The organism is Streptomyces sp. NBC_01171 (assembly GCF_045039805.1).
Lineage (GTDB): Bacteria > Actinomycetota > Actinomycetes > Streptomycetales > Streptomycetaceae > Streptomyces.
Genome location: NZ_CP108609.1, coordinates 2,324,234 through 2,348,420 on the forward strand (window position 1 = coordinate 2,324,234; position 24,187 = coordinate 2,348,420).

Annotated in this window: 26 protein-coding genes; 11 read left to right on the forward strand and 15 right to left on the reverse strand. The window is 72.5% G+C overall.

Features of this window, described 5'->3' with window-relative positions:
• Positions 1 to 138 precede the first annotated feature (138 nt).
• Positions 139 to 408: a hypothetical protein gene (locus OG448_RS10505; RefSeq protein ID WP_391294660.1), complete on the forward strand. Its 270-nt coding sequence runs from the start codon at positions 139 to 141 to the stop codon at positions 406 to 408.
• A 17-nt stretch (positions 409 to 425) separates the two neighbouring features.
• On the opposite strand, the gene OG448_RS10510 is transcribed toward OG448_RS10505, so the two are convergent.
• The gene (locus tag OG448_RS10510) at positions 426 to 1,169 is read right to left on the reverse strand and encodes a ferritin-like fold-containing protein (protein ID WP_405553018.1); all 744 of its coding nucleotides are present in this window, start codon (positions 1,167 to 1,169) and stop codon (positions 426 to 428) included.
• Between the two features lie 551 nt (positions 1,170 to 1,720).
• On the opposite strand from OG448_RS10510, the gene OG448_RS10515 reads away from it, so the two are divergent.
• Complete coding sequence (locus tag OG448_RS10515; protein WP_405558752.1) at positions 1,721 to 3,928, forward strand: DEAD/DEAH box helicase; 2,208 nt, start codon at positions 1,721 to 1,723, stop codon at positions 3,926 to 3,928.
• Positions 3,929 to 3,980: 52 nt separating this feature from the next.
• Here OG448_RS10515 and OG448_RS10520 read toward each other — a convergent pair whose 3' ends face one another.
• On the reverse strand, positions 3,981 to 4,874 hold the full coding sequence (locus tag OG448_RS10520; RefSeq protein WP_399566428.1) for an NYN domain-containing protein: 894 nt from the start codon (positions 4,872 to 4,874) through the stop codon (positions 3,981 to 3,983).
• Between the two features lie 222 nt (positions 4,875 to 5,096).
• Here OG448_RS10520 and OG448_RS10525 point away from each other — a divergent pair, with 222 nt between their 5' ends.
• A complete protein-coding gene (locus OG448_RS10525; RefSeq protein ID WP_202460772.1) occupies positions 5,097 to 5,252 on the forward strand; it encodes a hypothetical protein in 156 nt (51 codons plus the stop codon).
• A 45-nt stretch (positions 5,253 to 5,297) separates the two neighbouring features.
• Here OG448_RS10525 and OG448_RS10530 read toward each other — a convergent pair whose 3' ends face one another.
• The 4 genes from OG448_RS10530 to OG448_RS10545 all read right to left on the reverse strand — a co-directional run bounded on the left by OG448_RS10530 (position 5,298) and on the right by OG448_RS10545 (position 8,376).
• On the reverse strand, positions 5,298 to 5,903 hold the full coding sequence (locus OG448_RS10530) for a MarC family protein (protein ID WP_031181075.1): 606 nt from the start codon (positions 5,901 to 5,903) through the stop codon (positions 5,298 to 5,300).
• A gap of 129 nt (positions 5,904 to 6,032) precedes the next feature.
• Positions 6,033 to 6,899, reverse strand: coding sequence for a PHP domain-containing protein (locus OG448_RS10535; RefSeq protein ID WP_405558754.1), 867 nt, complete (start codon positions 6,897 to 6,899; stop codon positions 6,033 to 6,035).
• A gap of 93 nt (positions 6,900 to 6,992) precedes the next feature.
• Positions 6,993 to 7,640 (reverse strand): DUF6758 family protein, encoded by a 648-nt coding sequence (locus OG448_RS10540; protein ID WP_405553021.1) that lies wholly within the window; start codon positions 7,638 to 7,640, stop codon positions 6,993 to 6,995.
• A 139-nt stretch (positions 7,641 to 7,779) separates the two neighbouring features.
• Positions 7,780 to 8,376 carry a suppressor of fused domain protein gene (locus OG448_RS10545; RefSeq protein WP_405553023.1) on the reverse strand — a complete coding sequence of 199 codons (597 nt, stop codon included), beginning with the start codon at positions 8,374 to 8,376 and terminating at the stop codon, positions 7,780 to 7,782.
• Between the two features lie 459 nt (positions 8,377 to 8,835).
• Here OG448_RS10545 and OG448_RS10550 point away from each other — a divergent pair, with 459 nt between their 5' ends.
• Together OG448_RS10550 and OG448_RS10555 are read left to right on the forward strand one after the other, a co-directional pair.
• A complete protein-coding gene (locus OG448_RS10550; protein ID WP_405553025.1) occupies positions 8,836 to 9,954 on the forward strand; it encodes a magnesium and cobalt transport protein CorA in 1,119 nt (372 codons plus the stop codon).
• A gap of 23 nt (positions 9,955 to 9,977) precedes the next feature.
• Entirely contained in the window at positions 9,978 to 10,508 is a 531-nt protein-coding gene (locus OG448_RS10555) for a hypothetical protein (protein ID WP_405553027.1), read from the forward strand.
• An 11-nt stretch (positions 10,509 to 10,519) separates the two neighbouring features.
• Here OG448_RS10555 and OG448_RS10560 read toward each other — a convergent pair whose 3' ends face one another.
• Positions 10,520 to 11,257: a hypothetical protein gene (locus OG448_RS10560; protein ID WP_405553029.1), complete on the reverse strand. Its 738-nt coding sequence runs from the start codon at positions 11,255 to 11,257 to the stop codon at positions 10,520 to 10,522.
• A gap of 204 nt (positions 11,258 to 11,461) precedes the next feature.
• Between OG448_RS10560 and OG448_RS10565 the strand changes: the two genes are divergently transcribed.
• The 3 genes from OG448_RS10565 to OG448_RS10575 are packed head-to-tail and all read left to right on the forward strand — an operon-like array spanning position 11,462 to position 14,559.
• Positions 11,462 to 12,766, forward strand: a complete 1,305-nt coding sequence (locus OG448_RS10565; RefSeq protein WP_391294675.1) for a magnesium transporter MgtE N-terminal domain-containing protein — start codon at positions 11,462 to 11,464, stop codon at positions 12,764 to 12,766.
• Positions 12,759 to 13,382: a DUF1003 domain-containing protein gene (locus OG448_RS10570; protein WP_405553031.1), complete on the forward strand. Its 624-nt coding sequence runs from the start codon at positions 12,759 to 12,761 to the stop codon at positions 13,380 to 13,382. Before OG448_RS10565 ends, OG448_RS10570 begins: the two co-directional genes overlap by 8 nt.
• A 43-nt stretch (positions 13,383 to 13,425) precedes the next feature.
• Positions 13,426 to 14,559 (forward strand): Mrp/NBP35 family ATP-binding protein, encoded by a 1,134-nt coding sequence (locus OG448_RS10575; protein ID WP_405553033.1) that lies wholly within the window; start codon positions 13,426 to 13,428, stop codon positions 14,557 to 14,559.
• A gap of 60 nt (positions 14,560 to 14,619) precedes the next feature.
• On the opposite strand, the gene OG448_RS10580 is transcribed toward OG448_RS10575, so the two are convergent.
• From OG448_RS10580 to sigE, 5 genes are all read right to left on the reverse strand, one after another.
• On the reverse strand, positions 14,620 to 15,291 hold the full coding sequence (locus tag OG448_RS10580; RefSeq protein ID WP_405553035.1) for a hypothetical protein: 672 nt from the start codon (positions 15,289 to 15,291) through the stop codon (positions 14,620 to 14,622).
• Positions 15,292 to 15,565: 274 nt separating this feature from the next.
• Complete coding sequence (locus OG448_RS10585; RefSeq protein ID WP_405553037.1) at positions 15,566 to 16,024, reverse strand: sec-independent translocase; 459 nt, start codon at positions 16,022 to 16,024, stop codon at positions 15,566 to 15,568.
• An 84-nt stretch (positions 16,025 to 16,108) separates the two neighbouring features.
• Entirely contained in the window at positions 16,109 to 18,124 is a 2,016-nt protein-coding gene (locus tag OG448_RS10590) for a trypsin-like peptidase domain-containing protein (RefSeq protein ID WP_405553038.1), read from the reverse strand.
• A gap of 69 nt (positions 18,125 to 18,193) precedes the next feature.
• Positions 18,194 to 19,051, reverse strand: coding sequence for an anti-sigma factor family protein (locus tag OG448_RS10595; protein WP_405553040.1), 858 nt, complete (start codon positions 19,049 to 19,051; stop codon positions 18,194 to 18,196).
• Positions 19,048 to 19,746 carry an RNA polymerase sigma factor SigE gene (gene sigE, locus OG448_RS10600; RefSeq protein WP_405553042.1) on the reverse strand — a complete coding sequence of 233 codons (699 nt, stop codon included), beginning with the start codon at positions 19,744 to 19,746 and terminating at the stop codon, positions 19,048 to 19,050. Before sigE ends, OG448_RS10595 begins: the two co-directional genes overlap by 4 nt.
• 229 nt (positions 19,747 to 19,975) lie before the next feature.
• Between sigE and OG448_RS10605 the strand changes: the two genes are divergently transcribed.
• Positions 19,976 to 20,689, forward strand: a complete 714-nt coding sequence (locus OG448_RS10605; RefSeq protein WP_135783999.1) for an O-methyltransferase — start codon at positions 19,976 to 19,978, stop codon at positions 20,687 to 20,689.
• Positions 20,690 to 20,773: 84 nt separating this feature from the next.
• Here the strand turns inward: OG448_RS10605 and OG448_RS10610 are convergent, their stop codons facing one another.
• Entirely contained in the window at positions 20,774 to 20,941 is a 168-nt protein-coding gene (locus OG448_RS10610) for a DUF3117 domain-containing protein (RefSeq protein ID WP_018544333.1), read from the reverse strand.
• A gap of 374 nt (positions 20,942 to 21,315) precedes the next feature.
• On the opposite strand from OG448_RS10610, the gene OG448_RS10615 reads away from it, so the two are divergent.
• Complete coding sequence (locus OG448_RS10615; protein WP_391294692.1) at positions 21,316 to 22,122, forward strand: enoyl-CoA hydratase-related protein; 807 nt, start codon at positions 21,316 to 21,318, stop codon at positions 22,120 to 22,122.
• A 57-nt stretch (positions 22,123 to 22,179) separates the two neighbouring features.
• Here OG448_RS10615 and OG448_RS10620 read toward each other — a convergent pair whose 3' ends face one another.
• The gene (locus tag OG448_RS10620; protein ID WP_391294694.1) at positions 22,180 to 22,776 is read right to left on the reverse strand and encodes a DNA-3-methyladenine glycosylase I; all 597 of its coding nucleotides are present in this window, start codon (positions 22,774 to 22,776) and stop codon (positions 22,180 to 22,182) included.
• Positions 22,773 to 23,120: a DivIVA domain-containing protein gene (locus OG448_RS10625; protein WP_030807199.1), complete on the reverse strand. Its 348-nt coding sequence runs from the start codon at positions 23,118 to 23,120 to the stop codon at positions 22,773 to 22,775. Before OG448_RS10625 ends, OG448_RS10620 begins: the two co-directional genes overlap by 4 nt.
• A 154-nt stretch (positions 23,121 to 23,274) precedes the next feature.
• Between OG448_RS10625 and folP the strand changes: the two genes are divergently transcribed.
• Positions 23,275 to 24,135 carry a dihydropteroate synthase gene (folP, locus tag OG448_RS10630; protein ID WP_405553044.1) on the forward strand — a complete coding sequence of 287 codons (861 nt, stop codon included), beginning with the start codon at positions 23,275 to 23,277 and terminating at the stop codon, positions 24,133 to 24,135.
• Positions 24,136 to 24,187: the final 52 nt, after the last annotated feature.

Here is a 24,187-nt window from a genome sequence, read left to right on the forward strand (position 1 = left end):
CCTTTTCGCTGTCCGCCGGCTGTGCCCGGCGCGCACAGCTCGCGCACACCACGGCCACAGGGGAGGATTGCAACGCGCAGGTCACGGGTATGTCGGGCTGTGACCGCATGAGCACGCAGACGTGGGAGGGACCCCTCGATGATCCTGGAAGTGCTCGGTTCGGCTGCGCTCGGACTCGTCCTCGCCTTCGCGGCGGCGCACCGCCTGCCGCACCGGCTGCCCACCCGCCCGCTGGTCTTCGCCACTGCGGTGGCGGGTGCGCTCTTCGGGGACTTCGTCACACACAGCGCCCTGGGCCCGGCCCCGGTTCTGCTCAGCCTGCTCGGCGCGGCCGTCGTGTCCGCCGCGTCCCTGTCGCTGCTGTTGCGCCCGGCCGGGCGGCTCCGCCGGCGATCCGCGCCCGCGTAGCCGCCCCTGACGGACGGTCAGGCCGCGAGGCCCAGTGCGGCCATCCGCTTGGTGTGCGCCTCGGTGATCCGGGTGAACATCCGGCCGACCTCCGCGAGATCGAAGCCGTCCGCGACCCCGCCGACCAGCATGGTGGACAGCGCGTCCCGGTCCGCGACGACCCGCTGCGACTGCGACAGCGCCTCGCCCATCAGCCGCCGCGCCCACAGCGCGAGCCGCCCGCCCACGCGGGGGTCGGCGTCGATGGCCGCGCGGACCTTCTCCACCGCGAACTCCGCGTGCCCGGTGTCGTCCAGCACGGCGAGGACGAGTTCGCGGGTGTCGGCGTCGAGGCGGGCCGCGACCTCGCGGTAGAAGTCGCTGGCGATCGAGTCGCCGACGTACGCCTTGACCAGGCCCTCCAGCCAGTCCGAGGGCGCCGTCTGCTTGTGGAAGCTCTCCAGTGCGGCGACGAAGGGGTCCATCGCGGCGGTGGGCTCGGCGCCGATCTCGGTCAGCCGGTTGCGCAGTCGCTCGAAGTGGTGGAACTCCGCCGAGGCCATCTTGGCCAGCTCCGCCTTGTCCGCGAGGGTCGGCGCCAGCTTGGCGTCCTCCGCGAGCCGCTCGAACGCGGCCAGCTCGCCGTACGCGAGCGCGCCGAGCAGGTCCACGACCGCGGCGCGGTACTGCGGGTCCGCCGCGGCCGTCGCCCAGTCCTGGGCGGCGACACCGGTGGCGGCGCCTGCGTTCTCGGGGTTCTCAGGCTTGTCAGAGCTAGTCATGAGGCGCACAATAGCCCGCTCACCCCCTCCTGGAAGCCCCTGGTCAACCACTGTGACCACGACTACGTGACCAATTCGGCCATCGCGTGTGCGGCAATCCGGGGTATGGTGGTATTGCGCCCGCTGAGTGCGCCGACGGTGTTCGGTGTGTTCGGCGCCTTCTGGCAGTGGCGCACGTATGAGGATGCCCGGTCGGTGGCCCGATCGGCTCCGACCTGACAGCCCTCCTGGGCCGTACGGCACCGCGCGTACGGCGAGCGGAGGGACATCCTTAGCGGTTCGAGCGCTAGAGCGTCGGCAGAGGTCCCGTGTCTTACGGCTTGCCCCAGTTGGTTCGCCTGTACGGCGGCCGACGTGCCCGGCACGGTCAGACATGATCCCCGCGCTCGCCTCGCGCCGCACACACAAGAAGAGGCAAAACCCTGACTACGACATTTCGTGACCTCGGCATTCTTTCCGAGACCGCCGAGGCGCTGGAAGCCGTCGGCATCATCAACCCCTTTCCGATCCAGGAGCTGACGCTCCCGGTCGCCCTCGCGGGCAACGACGTCATCGGCCAGGCCAAGACCGGCACGGGCAAGACCCTCGGTTTCGGCCTGCCGCTGCTGGAACGCGTCGTCGTCCCCGCGGACGTCGAGGCCGGCCGTGCCGCCCCGGAGGCGCTGACCAGCGCGCCGCAGGCGCTCATCGTCGTGCCCACCCGCGAGCTGTGCACCCAGGTCACCAACGACCTGCTGACCGCCGGCAAGGTGCGCAACGTGCGCGTCCTCGCCATCTACGGCGGCCGTGCCTACGAGCCGCAGGTCGAGGCCCTGAACAAGGGCGTCGACGTGGTCGTCGGCACCCCCGGCCGGCTGCTGGACCTCGCGGGCCAGAAGAAGCTGGACCTCAGCCACGTCAAGTGCCTGGTGCTGGACGAGGCCGACGAGATGCTCGACCTGGGCTTCCTGCCCGACGTCGAGAAGATCGTCAACATGTTGCCGGCCAAGCGCCAGACCATGCTGTTCTCGGCCACCATGCCGGGCGCGGTCATCGGTCTCGCCCGCCGCTACATGTCCCGCCCCACGCACATCCGCGCCACCGCGCCGGACGACGAGGGCGCCACGGTCGCCAACATCAAGCAGTTCATCTACCGCGGCCACTCCATGGACAAGCCGGAGATGATCGCGCGCATACTGCAGGCCGAGGGCCGCGGTCTCGCGATGATCTTCTGCCGCACCAAGCGCACCGCCGCCGACATCGCCGAGCAGCTCCAGAAGCGCGGCTTCGCCTCCGGCGCGGTCCACGGCGACCTCGGCCAGGGCGCCCGCGAGCAGGCGCTGCGCGCCTTCCGCAACGGCAAGGTAGACGTGCTGGTCTGCACCGACGTGGCCGCGCGCGGCATCGACGTCAGTGGCGTGACCCACGTCATCAACTACCAGTCCCCCGAGGACGAGAAGACCTACCTGCACCGCGTCGGCCGCACCGGCCGCGCCGGCAACAAGGGCACGGCCGTCACGTTCGTCGACTGGGACGACATCCCGCGCTGGCAGCTCATCAACAAGGCGCTGGAGCTGGACTTCCACGAGCCGGTGGAGACGTACTCGACGTCCCCGCACCTCTTCTCCGACCTCAACATCCCGGCGGGCACCAAGGGTGTCCTGCCGCGCTCGGAGCGCACGCGCGCCGGTCTGGACGCGGAGGACGTGGAGGACCTCGGCGAGACCGGCGGCCGTGGTGCGCGCGGTGGCGGCCGGTCCGGCCGTGGCGGCCGTCCCGAGGCCGCGCCGGATCGGGAGCGCTCGGAGCGCTCGGAGCATGCCGAGCGCACTCCGCGTCGTCGCCGCCGTATGCGCGGCGGTGCCCCGGTGGAGGCCGGTGCCGCCCCGGTGGAGGCCGGTGCCGCCCCGGTGGAGGCCGGTGCCGCCCCGGTGGAGGCCGGTGCCGTCGAGGAGCCGCAGGCTCCCCGCACCCCGCGTCGCCGTCGCCGTACGCGCGGCGGGTCGTCGGGCGAGGCGGCGGCGGCCGCCGCCGTGGAGACGGTGGTGACGCCGGAGGCCGTCGTCCAGGACGCCGAGGCACTGGAGGCTCCGGCCCAGCCGCGTCGCCGCACCCGCAAGCGCGCCGAGGCGGCTCCCGCGGCCGAGGCCGTGGTGGAGGCGCCGGTGGCCGAGGCCGTGGTGGAGGCGCCGGTGGCCGAAGCCGCCGTGCTCGACGCCCCGGAGCAGCCGCGTCGCCGCACCCGCAAGCGCGCGGAGGCGGCTCCGGTGGCCGAGGCCGTCGCCGAGGCGCCGGTCGCCGAGGCGCCGAAGCGCCGCACCCGCAAGGCGGCTGTCGCCGCCGAGGCCGTCGTGGACACCGTCGAGGCCCCCGAGGCCGAGACCAAGCCGCGCCGCACTCGCAAGACCGCCGCCACCAAGGCCGTCGAGACGGCCGAGGTCGCGGAGGCCAAGCCGCGGCGCACCCGCAAGGCCGCCGCCACGGAGCCGGTCGAGGCGGCCGAGGCCGAGACCAAGCCCCGCCGTACGCGGAAGACCGCCGCCACCAAGGCCGTCGAGACGGCCGAGGTCGCGGAGGCCAAGCCGCGCCGGACCCGCAAGGCCGCCGCCACGGAGCCGGTCGACGCCCCCGAGGCCGAGACCAAGCCCCGCCGCACGCGCAAGACCGCCGCCACCAAGGCCGTCGCGTCGGAGATCCCGGCGCAGGCGACCGAGGAGCCGGAGGCCAAGCCGCGCCGCCGTACCCGCAAGGTCGCGGCCGTGGAGCCCAGCGACGCGTAAGCACCACCAAGTGAGGCCCGGCCCCTGTCGAAGGGGCCGGGCCTCACTGATGTCAGTACTGCGTCTGCAGGTGCTCCCAGAAGCCGTCCCGCAGGGACCGGCGGAGGTCGGCCTGGCCGCGCAGGGAGTACTGGAGCAGGCCCTCCGCCTCCACCAGGAGGTCCTGGTCGACCGAGCCGGGCAGGTACGGGTGGCCGGGGAGGAGTTCCATCAGGCTGTCCCGGCCCCGCGAGACCAGCCACTTCGCCGCGATCTGGGCGCCGACGAAGCGCACGTCCTCGCGGGTGGGCCGGTTGCCCGTGGCCTCGTAGGCGGCGGCCGTGCGGCGGGAGACGTACGGCTTGCAGAACTCCAGGTCGAAGGTGCGCTGGCTGTCGACCTCCCACAGCAGCGGCTCGGCCTGGTTGCGGCCCTCGGGCGCCTCGATGCCCCACAGGTGGACCCGCGCGCCGTACCCCTGCGCCGCCTCGACCGCCGAGACCAGGTCCTCGTCGCCGCCGAGGAGTGCCGCGTCGCTGATGGCGCGGTGGCGGGCGAGGGACTCCAGGTCGGAGCGGATCAGGGAGTCGACGCCCTTCTGCTGGTTGTGGGCGTTGAGGTTGCCGAGGCGGACCTTGACGTCGGGCAGTTCGGCGATCGACTGCTGCTCGGCGGTGTGGATGCGGCGCCGGGCGCCGTCGTACCAGTACACGCGCAGCAGGCGGCTGTCGGCGAAGATCGAGCGGGCCTTGTCGATGAGCGCGTCGATCAGGCCCTCGGCGTCCAGGTCGAAGGCGCGGCGGTCCTCGGTGCCGGCCACCAGCCGGCCGGCGGCCGCGTAGAGATAGCCCGCGTCGACGAAGATCGCGTGGGTGGAGGGTGTTTTCGCCACCTCAGCGAGCATGCGTTGTAGCAGTTCGTTGGTGTGGTCGATGCGGGCACCCAGAGCCGCCAGGTCTTCGTTCATCGAGTCCATTGTCCCGGCCGTCACGCTGCGAACACAACCGGTCCCCGTCAGTCCCGTGGCGAAGTGTTTTTACCGGACAGTAATTAGCCCGTGAAAAAATTTCCTTAGCGTAGGGAATGTTTGCGGTGGGCCGTTCGTTGTCTAGACATGTGACACCGCGACAACACGTCGCACACCAGTAGTTCTCCACTGGAGGATGACCAGACGAAGGGAGAAGCCTTCATGCGCTTCGAAATCAGGCGACTCGACGAGGTCGACGGCAGCACCGTGGACAGCACCGTCGTGGACGCCGCCTCCGTCAACCGGATCGTGCAACAGGCGGCCGCCATCGGCCAGCGCCTGTGGATCCGCCCCGCAGAAGGCTGCCCGGCCTCGTAGGGCGCACGACACACTCAAGCTTTCCGGGGGAGCCGAGACCGAGTCTCAGCTCCCCCGGATCACCTGAGTGACCCCGTTGATGATCTGCTGCACGGCGATCGCGGAGAGCATCATGCCCGCGAGCCGTGTCACCAGGACGACACCGCCGTCCTTGATGACCTTGATGACCAGCAGCGAGTAACGCATCACCAGCCACAGCACGACATGGATGGCGAGGATCGCCGCCCACACCGAGACCTGCGTGGCGACACTTCCGGCCTTCTGTACGGCCAGGATCACCGAGACGATCGCGCCGGGCCCGGCGAGCAGCGGCATGCCCAGCGGAACCAGGGCGACATTGACGTCCTTGGTCTGCTTGGGCTCGTCGGTCTTGCCGGTGAGCAGATCGAGCGCGATCAGCAGGAGCAGCAGTCCGCCCGCGATCATCAGCGCCGGGACCGAGACGTGCAGGTAGTCGAGGATCTGGTGGCCGAGGACGCCGAAGACGGCGATGACCCCGCCCGCCACACAGACGGCCTGGAAGGCCATACGCTTCTGGACCTTGGCGGGCCGCCCCGCGGTGAGGGCGAGGAAGATCGGGGTGATCCCCGGCGGGTCCATGATGACGAAGAGGGTCAGGAACAGGGAGCCGAAGACGGCGAGGTCGAACATCGTGTGCCTTGCATGATGGAGCCACCGCCGAGGACGCCCTGAGCCCCCTAGGGGCAGGAAGCGAAGGCGCGCACGGCGGACGTGCGGGTGATCGGGTGAGGGGAAAGCAGAAGGGTGGCGCTGAGGGGCTCAGGCCCCGCCGGTCCCCGGAACGGGGAACGCGCCGGTCGCCCGGCGGATGATCTCCCCGTAGACCTCGGGGTCGGTGGTGTTCTCACCGAGCGCGACGGTCTTGCGGGTGCCGTGGTAGTCCGAGGAGCCGGTGACCAGCAGGTCCAGGTCCCCGGCGAGGCCGCGCAGCCGGGTCCGGGTGGCCTGGTCGTGCTCGGTGTGGTCGGCTTCGAGCCCGTCGAGTCCGGCGGCGGCCATCGCGGCGATCGCGTCCGGCGGCACCGTGCGGCCGCGCTTGGCGGCGGCCGGGTGGGCGAGGACGGTCACGCCGCCCGCGCTCTTCACCAGCCGGATCGCCTCCAGCGGATCGGTCTCGTGCTTGTCGACGAAGGCCCGCCCGCCGTCGGCCAGCCAGTCGGCCGTGAACGCGTCGCTCACGGTCGGGACGACACCCAGCTCCACCAGCGCGGACGCCAGGTGCGGCCGGCCCACCGTGCCTCCGGCGGCGATCCGCTCGACCTGCTCCCAGGTGACCGGTACGCCGAGCGCGTTCAGCTTGGCGATCATCGCGTGGGCGCGTGGCACCCGGTCGTCCCGGACCAGCTCACGCTCGGCGAGCAGGGCGGGCTCCTCGGGGTCGAAGAGGTAGGCCAGCAGATGCAGGGAGACGCCGTCGATCCGGCAGGAGAGTTCGGCGCCGGTGACGAGGGTGAATCCCTCAGGCAGTGCGGCCAGCGCGGCCAGCGCCTCCGCGTACCCGCGGGTGGTGTCGTGGTCGGTCAGCGCGACCACGTCCAGTCCGGCACCGGCGGCCGCGCGCATCAGCTCGGCCGGGGTGTCCGTGCCGTCGGAGGCGGTGGAGTGGCAGTGCAGGTCGATGCGCACGGCTGCTCCGGACGGCTCGGGGGACGGTGAGGACACCTAAGGATAGCCGCGCGAACCGCATGCCCTGTCACCCCCGCTCCCCGGAGGCACCCCCTACAGGTCGGGCCGCATCAGCCGGGGCGAGAGCGCCCCGCAGGGCACCAGGTCCACCTCGGGGCCGGCGTCCCGCAGGTCGGTCAGCACCAGCTCGTCGTACATCAGCAGACCGGACTGCGCGGGCCAGGTGACCGCCCACAGCCAGACGCCGAGCGCCTCGCCTGCGAAGACGGCGCGGTCGTCCGGGGTGCCGTCGACGTGCCAGAGCGGGGTGGGGCGGCCGGCGGCCAGCACCTTGACCTGCGGGGGTTTCTCCACGTCCAGGTAGGGGCCGGGGTCGGGACCGTCGAGGCCCGCGTACCGCGCGCCGAGGCCGACGCCCAGTTCCTCGGCGACGAGGATCAGCTCGCCCGGACCGCCGAGCGGGCCGGGTCCCGAGCACGCCACGACGGTGGCCCGGCCGCCGCCGGGGGCGTCGCCCGCGTAGGCGACGCCGGTGAACAGCCAGCCGACCGGCAGCGGCCACGGCATCCACAGCGGGACCCGCGTGCGCTGCACCACGGCGGTGAGGGCCTCGACGCTGGGCGGGATCACGGGCTGCAGCGGGTACACCGCGCCGTGCGCGTCGCACTGCCACGTATCGGCGAATAGGCCGGGAGCCCGGACCCGGCCACCACACCTCGGGCAACTGGGTTCGCCCCTCATAGAGCCCCACGGTCCTACCCCGGCCGCCGCACGTCAAGGACGATCACCCGTACGGCCCCGGCCCGATTCCGAGGTGCGGCCAACTCCGCGCCGCCACAAGGCACTTGGTGAGCTTGCTCACCCCGGCCTCACCCCGGCCTCACTCCGGCGCCGGCCCCAGCGGAACAGAGGCACGGTTCGGGTCGCGCAGATCCGTACCGTGGCTGAGCCACCTCTCCTGGAGCGCCCCCGCACCGTGCACCCGCTTCCACGCGGCCTCGTTGGGCGTCATCGGCAGCAGTGGCAGGAAGCGCACCGGGTCCAGCGGGGCGTCCAGCTCCAGGTCCTCCACCAGCCCGCCCGGCTCCCCCACCAGTACCGAGGTGAAGGGCGCGCCGGGCCACAGCGGCTCCCCCACGTCCAGCGAGGCACCGGGTGCCACGACCACGCCCTCGACCTGCGGGGACGCGGCGAGCACGGCGAGCGGCCGGAGCACGGGGCCGGTGTCGGTGATGCCCGCGCGGACGGAGAGGACCAGCTCGGCACGCGGCCCCTCGATGGGGTCGGCGACCATGGCCGTGGGGTCGCTCATGGGGTGCGCCGACATACCCAGCGTGGCGTAGCGGACCACGTCCCCCTCCTGGAAGCGCAGCACCTCGATGCGGTCGGCGCCGAGGAAGGTGACCGAGGCACGCGCGTCCGGTTCACCGAGCGCCGAGTTCAGCCGCGCCTCGACCAGAGGAAGAACATCAACCATGTGGTGAGCATAGAACTCGTCAGCGGCAGGCAAAGCTGCACCTTGACACGATGGGCTGCTGCTACGCTGAGCCGGTGGTTCGGGGCCGCGTGCACATGCTCGCCGTCGAGTCCCCGACGCCGATGAGACTCCCTTACGAGGGACCGGCCGGAGGAGGTGGGGCTGTCATGGATCGAAGTCGACCGTGCAGTACCACTCGCTCTTCCGGCTGTTGATGTCATTCCTGGCTGACCGCCACCTTTTCGTTCGCTTCGCCGTCCGGAAGAGCACTTCGTTTCGCTTTGCCTGATCTGCCTGATCTGACTCAGTCCTGCATCAGTAGCGAAGTCGCCACCGCGACGGTGCGGTGCTCCCCGCTTTGTGGACGTGCCAAACGTATGCAGTCCGAACGTCCCCATTCCGGGTAGTTCCACCCGTCGCAGGCGCACTCTCGTTGCCCGCCCGCGAAGGAGCCTGCCCATGTCGATGATCCGCGACCTGCGAGCCGTGGTCCGACCGTCCGCCCGCCCGGTCCCGCACAAGGAGGCGGCCGCTCCCTTCGAGCCCGACACCACCACGTCCTCGGCCGTGGTCGACTGCGCCGTCTACCGTGACGGCGCCCGGGTGCAGAACGGACGCCCCCTCAGCCCGCAGGAAGCGATGCGCGAGGTGCGCCGGGACGGCGGCTTCGTCTGGATCGGCCTGCACGAGCCGACCGAGGCCGAGTTCGCCGGTATCGCGAGCGCCTTCGGACTGCACCCGCTGGCCGTGGAGGACGCGGTCCAGGCCCACCAGCGACCGAAGCTGGAGCGGTACGACGACTCGCTGTTCACCGTGTTCAAGACCGTCCACTACGTCGAGCACGACCAGCTCACCGCCAACAGCGAGGTCATCGACACCGGCGAGGTCATGTGCTTCACCGGCCGGGACTTCTTCATCACCGTCCGGCACGGCGGCCAGGGTTCGCTCAGGGCGCTGCGCCACCGGCTCCAGGAGGACCCCGAGCTGCTCGCCAAGGGCCCCTCGGCGGTGCTGCACGCCATCGCCGACCATGTGGTGGACGGCTACATCGCGGTCGCGGACTCGGTGCAGGACGACATCGACGAGGTGGAGACCGAGGTCTTCTCCCCCGGCCGCAACGGCGGTGTCTCGCGCGGTGTCGACTCGGCCCGGATCTACCAGCTCAAGCGCGAGGTACTGGAGTTCAAGCGCGCGGTCGCCCCGCTGCTGCGCCCGATGCAGTTGCTGAGCGAGCGGCCGATGCGGCTGGTCGACCCGGACATCCAGAAGTACTTCCGCGACGTCGCCGACCACGTGGCCCGGGTGCACGAGCAGGTCATGGGCTTCGACGAGCTGCTGAACTCCATCCTGCAGGCCAACCTGGCGCAGGCATCCGTCGCACAGAACGAGGACATGCGCAAGATCACCGCCTGGGCCGCGATCATCGCCGTGCCCACCATGGTGTGCGGGGTCTACGGCATGAACTTCGACCACATGCCCGAGCTGCACTGGAAGTACGGCTACCCGGTGATCATGTGCGTCACGGTCGCCCTCTGTCTGGGCATCCACCGCACGCTGAAGCGCAACGGCTGGCTCTGAGCGCCGCTGGATAGGCTGGGCGCATGACCAGCGAGCCGCCCGCCCGGGCCCTTTTCGACCAGGCCCTCATCGAGGAGGCCACCAAGAAGTCCGGCCTGATCTGGGTCCGGGGCGCGGACGCGCCCGCCGCGCGCCCGTTGTGGCACGTCTGGCACGAGGGAGCGGCCCTGCTGGTCGGTGACGGTCCCGGCGAGCAGCCGCTGCCCGGTCTCACCGACGGCGGCGCGGCCGAGGTCGCGGTGCGCAGCAAGGACAAGGGCGGCCGGCTCGTCACCTGGCGGGCCACCGCGCACCGGCTGGACCCGGCCTCGCCCGAATGGGAGTCGGCCGTCGCGGAGTTGAAGGGCAAGCGGCTCAACGCCCCCGGCGCCGAGGAGATCCCGGCCCGCTGGGCCCGCGACTGCACGGTGCTGCGCCTGGTCCCGACCGGGGCGGTGGAGCCGCCGCCCACCGGCAGCCTGGCCGAGCCCCCGCTGCCCACCCCGGCGACCACCCGCGTCCCCGTACCGGCCGCGCTGCCCAGGCTGCTGGCCCGGCGGCGCAAGCGGGGCTAGGGCAACCGGCTTCAGGAGTCGGGCAGTTGGCCGCCGTAGTCGACCGTCTCGGACTTGGCGGGCTCGGCGGCGGGGAAGTCCTTGCCCCACTCGGAGAAGGTGAGCGTGCCGGCGCCGCCGCCGCGCACCAGGCGCAGCGGGTACGGCTTGCCCTCCAGGGAGACGTCGAGGGTGCCGCCGGGGCCGCCGTCGCCGGTGACCCGGATCGTGCGGGTGCCGGCCTGCTGGTGGTGGCCGGCCGTGGCGAGCTTGCCGTGCAGGGTGAGCAGGGCGGGCAGCAGTACGTCCTTCTCGGTGAGGCCGCTGAACTTCTGGTACGCCGGGTCCTTCTGGGGGACCTTCACGTACTTGCCGTCCAGCTTGCCCGCGGCGGAGGTGTCCCCGCCGTGGTTCCAGAAGGCGGCGTCGGCCTTCACGTACAGCTCGTCGCCGACGCGCAGCAGTTGGAAGGTGGAGCCCTTGGAGGTCACCGAGCCGCTGCCGCCGCCGGACTTCAGCCGCATGTCCAGCTTGAAGGCGACGCCGCCGGTGACGACGGTCCCGGCCAGGTGCACCGCCGGTGCCGCGTCGGCCGCCGCCCGGCTCTGTGTCTGGATCTTCTGCGCGGGCAGTCTGCCCACCCCGTTGGTCCCGGCGTCCGGGTCCTCCTCGCCGCATCCCGTCAGCATCGTCAGCGCCGACACGGCCAGCACGCACAGCGCGGTCACCCGCGCGGTTCTCCGGATGCGTGCCTGGGGAATCGCAGTCACAGGTGGGGCTGCCTCTCTGCCGGTGCCGAATGGGCGTACGGCAGCGTACCGGGGGCACGCGCCCCCAGCGGAGCCCGTCCGTCCGGACCCCCCACCGGGGCGTTTCCGATCGGTACGGGCTAGCCTGAAGCGCACAAGCGTGGACATATAAGAGCGAATATGCACCAATCCGTACGCGTCCCGAGCACGGCAAAGGAAGCACAGATGGCAGCCGGTGTCCCCCGGATCTTCGTCTCGCACCTCGCCGGGGTCCCCGTCTTCGACCCGGCGGGCGACCAGGTAGGCCGGGTCCGCGACATCGTCGTCATGCTGCGCGTCGGCCGCCGCCCGCCCCGCGTGCTCGGGCTGGTCGTGGAGCTGTCCACCCGGCGCCGCATCTTCCTGCCGATGACCCGCGTGACCGGCATCGACTCCGGCCAGGTCATCTCCACCGGTGTGGTCAACGTCCGCCGCTTCGAGCAGCGGCCCACCGAGCGCCTGGTCTTCGGGGAGCTGCTGGACCGCCGGGTGACGCTGGTGGAGACCGGCGAGGAGGTCACGGTCCTCGACCTCTCCCTTCAGCAGTTGCCCGCGCGCCGTGAGTGGGAGGTGGACCGGGTCTACGTCCGCAAGGGCAGGAAGGGCGGCGCCTTCCGGCGGGCCAAGGGCGAGACCCTGACCGTGGAGTGGTCGGCCGTCACCGGGTTCTCCCTGGAGGAGCACGGGCAGGGCGCGGAGAACCTGCTCGCCACCTTCGAGCAATTGCGCCCCGCCGACCTCGCCAACGTCCTCCACCACCTCTCCCCCAAGCGGCGCGCGGAGGTGGCCGCCGCCCTGGACGACGACCGGCTCGCGGACGTGCTGGAGGAGCTGCCGGAGGACGACCAGATCGAGATCCTCGGCAAGCTGAAGGAGGAGCGCGCCGCCGACGTCCTGGAGGCCATGGACCCCGACGACGCCGCCGACCTGCTGAGCGAGCTGCCGGAGGACGACAAGGAACGCCTGCTGAGCCTGATGGAGCCCGAGGACGCGGCCGACATGCGGCGCCTGATGTCGTACGAGGAGCACACCGCGGGCGGGCTGATGACCACCGAGCCGATCGTGCTGCGCCCGGACGCCACGGTCGCCGACGCGCTCGCCCGGGTCCGCAACCCCGACCTCTCCCCCGCACTCGCCGCCCAGGTCTACGTCTGCCGCCCGCCGGACGAGACGCCGACGGGCAAGTACCTGGGCACCGTGCACTTCCAGCGGCTGCTGCGCGACCCGCCGTACACCCTGGTCAGCTCGCTGGTCGACGACGACCTGCTGCCGCTCGCCCCGGACGCCACGCTGCCCGTCATCGCCGGGTTCTTCGCCACGTACGACATGGTCGCGGCCCCCGTGGTGGACGAGTCCGGGTCGCTGCTGGGCGCGGTGACCGTGGACGACGTCCTGGACCACATGCTGCCCGACGACTGGCGCGAGACGGAGTTCCACCTGGACGAGCTGCCGGAGACCGGCGCGGGGCGCGAAGCGGGCACGCATGGCTGAGCGCGAGGGCGGCCGCGAGGGCCGCGACCGTTCTTCCCCCGCGGGCGCCACGGCGTCCCGGCCGCGCGGATTCCGGCTGGACCAGCCGCGCCCGCCGCGCCGCAGGGTGCTGCCGGAGTGGGACCCGGAGGCGTTCGGCCGGCTGTCGGAGAAGATCGCCCGGTTCCTGGGCACGGGACGCTTCATCGTCTGGATGACGGTCGTCATCATCGTGTGGGTGGTGTGGAACATCGCCGCGCCGGACGTGGTGCGGTTCGACTCCTACCCGTTCATCTTCCTGACCCTGATGCTGTCCCTCCAGGCGTCCTACGCGGCTCCGCTGATCCTGCTCGCGCAGAACCGGCAGGACGACCGCGACCGGGTGAACCTGGAGCAGGACCGCAAGCAGAACGAGCGCTCCATCGCGGACACCGAGTACCTGACCCGCGAGATCGCCGCCCTGCGCGCGGGTCTAGGCGAGGTCGCCACCCGCGACTGGATCAGGTCGGAGCTGCAGGATCTCGTCCGGGAGCTGGAGCTGGAGCGGCGCCAGGACGGCGCGGGCCGGCCCGGGCAGTACGCATTCCCGGCGGAACGCGCGAACCGCCCGCCGGGGCGTGACGCAGACGACCGCTGAGGGGCTACCCGAAGGCCCCCGGCGGCGCCGTACCATCGTCCTTATGGCTACGGAAGACGCGGTGCGCGAGGCACTGGCGACGGTGAACGACCCCGAGATCAACCGCCCCATCACCGAACTCGGGATGGTCAAATCGGTGGAGATCGGCGCGGACGGAGCGGTCGCGGTCACGGTCTACCTGACGGTCTCCGGCTGCCCCATGCGCGAGACGATCACCCAGCGGGTGACCGACGCGGTCTCCCGCGTCGAGGGCGTCACCCGGGTGGACGTCACGCTGGACGTGATGAGCGACGAGCAGCGCAAGGAGCTGGCCAACGCGCTGCGCGGCGGGCAGGCCGAGCGCGAGGTCCCGTTCGCCAAGCCCGGCAGCCTCACCCGCGTCTACGCGGTCGCCTCCGGCAAGGGCGGCGTCGGCAAGTCCTCGGTGACGGTGAACCTGGCGGCCGCGCTGGCCGCCGACGGCCTGAAGGTCGGTGTGGTGGACGCCGACATCTACGGGCACAGCGTGCCGCGCATGCTGGGCGCGGACGGCAAGCCCACCCAGGTCGAGAACATGATCATGCCGCCGTCGGCGAACGGCGTGAAGGTCATCTCCATCGGCATGTTCACCCCGGGCAACGCGCCGGTCGTCTGGCGCGGCCCGATGCTGCACCGGGCGCTCCAGCAGTTCCTGGCGGACGTGTACTGGGGCGACCTGGACGTGCTGCTGCTGGACCTGCCGCCGGGCACCGGTGACATCGCCATCTCGGTGGCCCAGTTGGTCCCGAACGCGGAGATCCTGGTCGTCACCACCCCGCAGCAGGCCGCGGCCGAGGTCGCCGAGCGCGCGGGCTCGATCGCGGTGCAGACCCACCAGAAGATCGTCGGCGTGGTCGAGAACATGTCGGGCATGCCCTGCCCGCACTGCGACGAGATGGTGGACATCTTCGGCACCGGCGGCGGCCAGCTCGTCGCGGACGGCCTGACCCGCACCACGGGTACGACCGTCCCGGTGCTGGGCAGCATCCCGATCGATGTACGGCTGCGCGAGGGCGGCGACGAGGGCAAGCCGGTCGTGCTGACCGACCCGGACTCCCCGGCCGGCTCGGCCCTGCGTGCCATCGCGGGCAAGCTGGGCGGCCGTCAGCGCGGCCTGTCGGGGCTGTCGCTGGGCATCACCCCGCGCAACAAGTTCTGAGCCCGCACACGACGAGAGGGGGCGCCGGCGGATTCCGCCGGCGCCCCCTCTCGTCGTGTGTCAGGCGTAGGCGCCGATGTCCTTGACGGCGGCGAAGCCGAGCCCGTAGGCGCTCATGCCCCGGCCGTACGCGCCGACGTGGACGCCCGCCTCGGTGGCGCCGGCGAGCACCCAGCCGAACTCCGACTCCCGGTAGTGGAAGGGCGTGGCCACACCGTCCACCGGGAGGGAGAGCTTCGCCCACTCCGACCCGTCGAGATCGTCGGCCAGCGCCCAGGCGGTCTCGGTCTGCTGGTCCAGCCAGTCGTCGCGCAGGGTGTGGTCCATCTGGCCGGGCCAGGTGACGGACAGCAGGCCCACCCCGGCCAGCCAGGCCGCCGAGGAGACCGAGGTGGCCTCCAGCAGCCCGGTACCGTCCGCGCTGCGGCGGGAGGGGTTCACCGGCACGGTGACGACGACGGCGAACTTCTCCCTCGGCTCGTCCGAGGAGTTCGCGCTGTGCTCGTTGCGCACGGAGGGCTCGTCGCCGTGTCCGATCGAACCGTGCTCCACCGCGCCGTCGGCGGCCAGGCCGACCTGGAGCAGCCAGCGGTGGCCCGTGAACGCCTCGTCGAGGCCGTACCAGGGGAAGGGCGCGCGCAGATAGCCGTCGACCGTCCGGCCGCCGAGGTGGCCCCGCCGGCCGCTCTCGGTGGCCGGCGTCTGCGCGCTTACCCGACTTGTGGTCTCCATCTGCCCGGACGCCTCCTCGTTCTCGTCGGACCGGGACAAGTGCCCGCCCCCCTTCGGGCGTACGCGCCCGGTCCGCACAACAACTCGGCAGCATATCCACACCGCTGAGGACTGCCCGGAATGCGGCGGGCGCATGGGACCCCGGGGACGGCCGAACGCGGGATGTCCGGCTGGTACACGCGAGGAAACCCGCCCGGTGAGGCGGGTTTCGTGGCGTGTCGTGATCTGTTCGGGGGGCGCGGGGCCGACCGGGTGATGCCGTCCGGTCGGGGCGTCAGGTGGCGTCGGCGTCGAAGGGCGGGCGGTCGTCCTTCGGGGCCTCGGGCTTCTTCGTCATGTCGACCCGGCCGCCGGACGCGGCGGAGGAGGTGGGGGCCGAGGAGGTGGGCGCGGGCAGCGCGGAGGCGGTGTCGTGGCCGTTCACGGAGTCCGTCAGCTCGGCCATCTCGCGCTTCAGGTCGAAGGTGCTGCGGATGTCCTTGAGCCCCAGCTCGTCGTTGTCGAGCTGCTTGCGCAGGAACGCCTTGGGGTTGAGGTCCTCGAACTCGAAGTCCTTGAACTCCGGGCCCAGCTCGCTGCGGATGTCGTTCTTGGCGTTGTCCGAGAACTCCCGGATCTTCCGGAGCGTACGCATGACGTCCTGGATGAACTTGGGGAGCTTGTCCGGACCGAAGACGAGCACGGCGAGGACGATGAGCGTGACCAGCTCAAGCGGCCCTATGTCATTGAACACCTGAAAGCTCCTTGCGTGTCCTCGGTCGCCCCACGGTACCCGGCGCACCCGCCGGACCGGTACCGCCCCGAGGTGAGACTTGCGTCAGTTCCGGCCGGACGCCCCCAGCCGCAGCGTGACGGTCCGCCCGGCGCCGGGGCGTCCCACGGTCAGCCGGAGGCGGTCGCCGGGGCGGTGGGCGCGGATCTTGACGATCAGCTCCTCACCCGAGTGGACGGGGTGCCCGTCGACCCCGGTGATCAGGTCGCCGGGCTTCAGTCCGGCCCGGTCACCCGGTCCACCCTTCAGCACAGCCGGGCCGCCCGCGCCGCCCTCGGTGTCGATACGGGCGCCGTCTCCGGCGTAGTCCATGTCGAGGGTCACGCCGATCACGGGGTGGGTGGCGTGCCCGGTGTTGATCAGTTCCTCGGCGACCCGGCGGGCCTGGTTGGCCGGGATGGCGAAGCCGAGGCCGATCGAGCCGGACCGGCTCTCGGTGGAGTCGGAGTCCCGGTCGGCGGAGCGGATGGCGGAGTTGACGCCGATCACGCGGGCGTGGGCGTCGAGGAGGGGGCCGCCGGAGTTGCCGGGGTTGATCGGCGCGTCGGTCTGGAGCGCGTCGACATAGCTGACGTCGGTGCCGTCGCCCTTCTCGCCGCCCGCCGTGATGGGGCGGTCCTTGGCGCTGACGATGCCGGAGGTGACGGTGTTGGCCAGGTCGAAGGGGGCGCCGATCGCCACGACCGGGTCCCCTACACGTACGCCGTCGGAGTCGCCGAGGGTCAGCGGGGTGAGCCCCCGCACGCCCTTCACCTGGACGACGGCCAGGTCGTAACCGCTGTCCCGCCCGACGACCTCCGCCTCGGCGGTCTCGCCGCTGCTGAACGTCACGGTGATGTCGCCACCGTCGGACGCGGGTGCCACGACGTGGTTGTTGGTGAGGATGTGCCCCCGCCCGTCCAGCACGAACCCCGTCCCGGTCCCGGCCTCGTCCCCACCCCGCACATGCAACGTCACGACCCCGGGGAGCGCCCGCGCGGCTATCCCCGCCACACTGTCCCGCTCCCGCCCACCGGGCACCGCCCCGGCCTCCGGCAACGTCACGGTGGTCGTGCCCTCCCGCTCGACCCAGGCCCCGACGAACCCGCCGACGCCACCGGCCAGCAGTGTGACGCCCAGGAAGACCCCGATGACCTTTTTCCATCCCGGCCACTTCCGCTGCATGTCGGCGAGGGGCGCACCGGAGTGCTGGAGGGGGGCGGCCTGGTGGGAGGGGAGTGCGGGGTTCCAGGGGTCGTAGCGGGGGGCGGGGTTCCGGCCGGGGGCGGCTTCCGGGGACTGAGTGGGCGCCGGGACGGTGGGGGCCGACGCGGGCGCGTCCGCCTGGGGCGCGCTGTCGGCCGGGGTCGCCGTCGGGTGCTGGACGGACGGGGCGGAGGCCCAGGGGCCCGGCTCGCCGTGGGGCGGCACCGGGGCGCCCTGATAGGGCGCCGGGTCCTGATGGGCGGAGACGCTCGGCTCGACCGGGGATACGGCTCCGTGCGGGCTCGGCGGGGCCGTCACGGCCGTGCCGTGGGCCGGGGTCGCCATGGGGTGCTGAACGGGCGGCGCGGGGGCCCAGGGACCCGGCCCGCCGTAGGGAGGGGTGCTGTAGGGGTCGGGGTCGTGCAACGGCTTGGGGCGGGCGGTGACGGCGTCGCCCGTACGCGGGTCGGCTGGGCGGGCGTCGGCGGTCTCGCGGGACAGCCCGCCTGACGTCTCGTCCCGAGGACCCGGGGTGTTGCTGTGCGGCGGCTCGGCAGGGCTGTCATCGCCGGGCGCGTGCCCAGCCGTCGAAGGGATCGACGGCACGCCGTCGGAGCCGTCCCCGTGCGGCGGCTCCGGAGCGCTGCCGCCGCTGATGGGCGCGGCCGGGCGGTCGGCGTCCCCGTCCCCACGCCCCGGCGTGGTCACGGACGGGGCAGCGTCTCGCGCGGCGGGGCGGTCGCCGCCGACAGGGCCCCGGTCGCCGGCCTCGGCCGCGCGGTCCGGGCCGGAGCCGTCAAGACCGGCGGCAGCCGCCGGCTTGGCCAGTTCGAAGTCGTCGTTCGGGCCGGCCGGGTTCGGGTGACCCTCGTTCATGCTCTCCCCAGTCGCGGTGTGGAGGCCGTGCGGGGACGGCCTTACAGGATTCAACCAGGGATCGGGGGGTCAGGGGGCCGAGGATGAGGGGGAGTTGGTGGGGGCGGCCGCCGTGGTGGTTTCGGCGGAGGGGGGTGCCAGGGGCCAGGAGTCCAGGGAGAAGGGGGTGGTCTCGCCGAGGGGGCGTATCAGGGGGGAGACAGCGGCCGCGCCGGCCATCACCGGCATGGCGAGGTCCCGCGCGGTGTCCTGGACCCGGGCGTCGACCGGCGCCGGGATGCCCGGCAGCAGCGGCGCGGAGGCGGAGACCTGCGCGGCCGGGGTGCGGTTGAGCGCGCCCCCGCCCGGCGCGAGCAGCGGGGCGGCCGAACGGCGCCGCTGGGTGTCCGGGGCGGCCGTACCCGTACCCGCCGAGCGCGACGGCGCCACGTTGCTCCCGTTGCCCGGACCACTGCGGGCGTCGGCCGCGAGGTCGCCCGGGAGGGCGGTGGTGACTCCGCCGAGGGCGACGGCCGCGAGGGACACCGCTCCGGCGGCGGCGGCCGCGAACCGCAGCCCGCGCGAGGAGGGCCGGTCGGCGACGGGATGGACGCGGAAGCCGCGCTGCTCGGAGGCGTGCACGGAGTCGGCCGGGACGTAGCTGAAGGCGAACCGCTCGCCGGGCCCGTCGGCGTCGCCGCCGGGGAGGCCCTGGAGACGGGCGAGGAAGGACTCGGAGGGCGGCGGCGGTGCGGCCTCCGCGAACACGTTCTTCAGCCGGCGCTGCGCGTCGGCCTCCGCCCGGCACCGGCAACAGGTGGCCAGGTGGGCGAGGACGCGGTCGCGCGAGTCATGACCCAGTTCTCCGTCCACCAGGGCGGAGAGCCGGTCTCCCAGATGCTGTTCCGCGAGGTGCGCCTCCGCGGGGTTGGGTCCGGTTCCACTCACGCGGGCGTGCCCCCTCCCCCCAGCGCGGGCACCCGAGGCATGAACGAGCGGCGCTCGGCCTTGCGGGCCTCGGGAGAACGGTGGGCGAGGGCCTTGCGGAGCTGCGAACGGCCCCGGTGGATACGGGAGCGGACGGTGCCCAGCTTGACCCCGAGGGTCGCGGCGATCTCCTCGTACGACAGCCCCTCGATGTCGCACAGCACCACGGCCGCGCGGAACTCCGGCGCCAGGGTGTCCAGCGCCTGCTGGACGTCGGCGTCGAAGTGGGCGTCGTTGAAGACCTGCTGCGGGGACGGCTCGCGGCTGGGCAGGCGCTCGGCCGCGTCGTCGCCCAGGGCGTCGAAGCGGATGCGCTGCTTGCGGCGGACCATGTCCAGGAACAGGTTGGTGGTGATGCGGTGCAGCCAGCCCTCGAAGGTGCCCGGCGAGTACGTCGACAGCGAGCGGAAGACCCGGACGAAGACCTCCTGGGTGAGGTCCTCGGCGTCGTGCTGGTTGCCCGTCAGGCGGTAGGCGAGGCGGTAGACGCGGCCGCTGTGCGTGCTGACGATCTCCTCCCAGGTGGGCGGAGTCCACGCCTGCCCGTCCGCGTCGGTGGCGAAGGTCGCGGTCTCGCCCGCGGCGGCGGCGTGGTGGTCAGCAGCGGTGTCGGTCACGGATTTCGGCCTGCCCGACCCGAGAAAGCGCCGCAGCACTCCCCCTCGGTCCTCGGGTGCGGCCGCACCTCCCCTGTCGGCTCTGGTGGTGTCCAGTGGAGCCCCTACCATAGCCACCTCGCCCGTTAGCTCCGGATAAGCGGTTTTACGAAAATTTGACACGCGGTGACCCGGCTCATCCACCCGTGTCAGCATGCGCTCCGCACCCTCCGTCACCTCTCACCCCCGTCGCGTGCCGGCCGCGCTCTCCGCGCGCCCGCTCTCCCCTGTGAACGCTCGGTCCCATCAGCGGGTTCCCGGCGCAACGGATACAGTCACGCCGAGGCAACCACGGGGACAGGAGAGGGTCATTACCGGCAACCGGCAGACGAGCTGGGCGTTCGCCGACGCCTTTGTCGCCGAGGACGAAGCGCTGCGCTGGGCCCGTGACCGTGCCCGCGACGCGGGGCTGCGCTCGGTGGCGCCCAGCACGGGCGCCGCGCTGCGACTGCTCGCCGCCTCCGTGGACGCCAAGGCGGTCGCGGAGATCGGTACCGGCTGCGGGGTGTCCGGAATCCATCTGCTGCACGGAATGCGCCCCGACGGCGTCCTGACCACCGTCGATCCCGAGCCGGAGCACCAGCAGTTCGCCCGGCAGGCGTTCCGCGCCTGCGGCTTCGCCAGCAACCGCGCCCGGTTCATCCCCGGCCCCGCCCTCGACGTGCTGCCCCGCCTCGCGGACTCGGGCTACGACCTCGTCTTCTGCGACGGCGACCGGCTGGAGTACTCGGACTACCTCGCTGAATCGTTGCGCCTGCTGCGGCCGGGCGGGCTGGTGGTCTTCGAGGGCGTGTTCGCCAGCGGCCGTACGGTCGACTCCGGCCCGCAGCCCACCGAGGTGGTCCGGCTGCGCGAGCTGCTGCGCACGGTGCGCGAGAGCCCGGAGCTGGTGACCTCGCTGCTGCCGGTCGGCGACGGACTGCTCTGCGCCGTCAAGCGCTGACCCCGCGGCCCGATTCGCCGGACACGCGACTGCCCCGGCACCTGACGGGTACCGGGGCAGTCGGAAGGAAAAGATCGCGGCGCGTCAGACGACGACCTTCTTGAGGGCGTCGCCGAGTGCCTCTGCCTCGTCGGGGGTCAGCTCGACGACGAGTCGACCGCCGCCTTCGAGCGGAACGCGCATGACGATGCCCCGCCCCTCCTTGGTCACCTCGAGCGGGCCATCACCCGTTCGCGGCTTCATGGCCGCCATGCTCGTACCCCTTCCTGAAACCAGGCTCATCGTCTGCCGACGACCCCACGGAGGGCACCCGCGGTCCAGGAGGGACGCGCGACACCGGCATCGAACACATTGCTTCCCAGCCATTATCCCGCATCCCAGGACCCGATGACCAACATCGGTCCGCATCGCTTGGGACACGCGCGCGAGCAAAACCACTCAATTCGGGGATGTGCCTGCGATACTGCGCCACCTTCGGCACACCCGTCGGCCACCTCTGTGGCGGATTTGTTAGACGCAGGTCACATGTCCGGTGCGACTGCCGGGCCAAGATCTCCGCCATGCTGTCCCCGGACAACGACGTACCGGCCGGTACGTCATCAGCCGCGAAACGGAGGGGACGCGCCATGGCCGACACCGTGCTCCACGAGGTGAACGACGGGCTCGCCACGATCACGCTGAACCGCCCCGAGGCGATGAACGCGCTGAACATCGCCACCAAGAACGCGCTGCGCGAGGCCGTCGAGGCCGCGGCGGCGGACGACGCGGTGCGGGCGATCCTGCTGACCGCGGCGGGCGAGCGGGCGTTCTGCGTGGGCCAGGACCTCAAGGAGCACATCGGGCTGCTCGCCGCGGACCGGGAGGGCGAGGGCGGCGGCAAGACGATGAGCACCGTCAAGGAGCACTACAACCCGATCGCGCGGGCGCTGGCCGGGGCGAAGAAGCCGGTGATCGCCGCGGTCAACGGCGTGGCGGCCGGCGCGGGCTTCGGGTTCGCGCTGCTCGCGGACTACCGCCTGGTGGCGGACACCGCCGCGTTCAACACCTCGTTCGCGGGCGTGGCGCTCAGCGCGGACTCCGGCATCTCCTGGACGCTGCCCCGCGTGATCGGCACGAGCCGCGCCACCGACCTGCTGCTCTTCCCGCGCACCATCGACGCCCAGGAGGCGCTGGAGCTGGGCATCGCCAACCGGGTCGTCCCGGCCGCCGAGCTGCGCGCCGAGGCGGAGAAGGTGGCGCGGGCCCTGGCGGAGGGGCCGACGGTCGCCTACGCGGCGATCAAGGAGGCCGTGGCGTACGGGCTGACGCACTCGCTGGACGAGGCGCTGGAGAAGGAGGACGAGCTGCAGACCCGCGCGGGCGCCTCCGAGGACCACGTCATCGCCGTGCAGGCGTTCGTGCAGAAGGAGAAGCCCAAGTACGTGGGCCGCTGATCTCCTGAACGGCCGGGCGGGGCAAGCCGGTTGGCACCCGCACCGGCCGCTCGGGCCTCAGCCGCGCGTGGCCGCGCCGCGGCTGACGCAGGCTTCGAGGTGGTCGTCGACCAGGCCGCACGCCTGCATCAGGGCGTACGCCGTGGTGGGTCCGACGAACCTGAGGCCCCGCTTCTTCAGCGCCTTGGACAGGGCGGTGGACTCCGGGGTCACCGCGGCCACGTCGGCCAGCACCTTGGGAACGGGCCGCGCCGCCGGGTCGGGGGCGTGGGACCAGATCAGCTCGTCCAGCTCGCCCTCGGACCACCCGGCCAGGACGCGCGCGTTGGCGAGCGTGGCGTCGACCTTGGCGCGGTTGCGGATGATGCCGGGGTCGGCGAGGAGGCGCTCGCGGTCCTCGTCGGTGAAGGCGGCGACCTTCTCGATCCGGAAGTCCGCGAAGGCGAGCCGGAAGGTGGGCCGGCGCCGCAGGATCGTGATCCAGGACAGGCCGGACTGGAAAGCCTCCAGGCTGAGCCGCTCGAAGAGGGCGTCGTCCCCGTGCACCGGGCGCCCCCACTCCTCGTCGTGGTACGAGACGTAGTCCTCGGTGGAGAGCGCCCAGGGGCAGCGCAGCGCGCCGTCCGCCCCGGCGAGGGCCTCCCCGGTGCTCATCGGCCGTCCTCCGCGCCGGGCTCGTCCGGCCGGGGCTGCACCGCGCGGGCACCGGCGAGCGCGCTCTGGAGGTCCGCGATCCGGGCGTCCCGCTCGCCGAGTTCGGCGGCGAGGCGGCTGAGCGCGTCGTCCACGTCGGCCATGCGGTAGCCGCGCGCGGCGACCGGGAAGCGCAGGCTCTCCACATCGGTGCCGTGCAGCGGGCGGTCCGCGGGCAGCGGGTCCTGGAGCCGCTCGGGCGCGGCGTCCTGGAGCGGGGCGCTCTCGCCGCCGCCCACCACGGCGAGCGTCACCGCGCCGACCACGACGGCCAGCGCGAGGACCAGGAACAAGAACATCAGCATCGCCAGGGTTCCCCAAGCTCGATGTGCCGGAGACCGGGCCCTTCGGACCCCGCGTCCGGAAGCCGGATGTGTCTGGGTCCGATCGTGCCATGCGAGGCTGACAGTCCGGGCCGCAGGCGCCGGACGTCCGAGGTACGAGGAGAGGTCACGAGGGATGCTCAGGCTGGGCAAGCGGGAATTCGGGGCGCGTGAACCGGTGATCATGGCGATCGTCAACCGGACCCCGGACTCCTTCTACGACCGGGGCGCGACGTTCGCCGACGACGCCGCCCTCGCGCGCGTGGAGCGCGCCGTGGCCGAGGGCGCGGCCATCGTCGACATCGGCGGGGTGAAGGCCGGGCCGGGCGAGGAGGTCACCGCCGAGGAGGAGGCCCGGCGCACGGTCGGCTTCGTGGCGGAGGTCCGGCGCCGCTTCCCCGATGTGATCATCAGCGTGGACACCTGGCGGGCCGAGGTCGGCGAGGCGGTGTGCGAGGCGGGCGCGGACCTGCTGAACGACGCGTGGGGCGGCGTGGACCCGGGCCTCGCGGAGGTCGCCGCCCGCTACCGGGTGGGCCTGGTGTGCACGCACGCCGGGGGCGCGGAGCCCCGTACCCGGCCGCACCGGGTGGCCTACGACGACGTGATGGCCGACATCCTCGACGTGACCGTGGGGCTCGCGGAGCGGGCGGTTGCGCTGGGGGTGCCGCGCGAGTCGGTGCTGATCGATCCGGGGCACGACTTCAACAAGAACACCCGGCACAGTCTGGAGGCCACGCGCCGGCTGGACGAGATGGTGGCGACGGGCTGGCCGGTGCTGGTGTCGCTGTCCAACAAGGACTTCGTCGGGGAGACGCTGGACCGCCCGGTGAAGGAGCGGCTGATCGGCACGCTGGCGACCACGGCGGTCTCGGCGTGGCTCGGGGCGCAGGTGTACCGGGTGCACGAGGTCGCGGAGACCCGGCAGGTGCTGGAGATGGTGGCGTCGATCGCGGGCCACCGGCCCCCGGCGAAGGCCCGTAGGGGTCTCGCCTGACAGGCATTTCCCCTGGGGGGCGGCCGCCAGGGGCCGTCCCCCAGGGGAAACA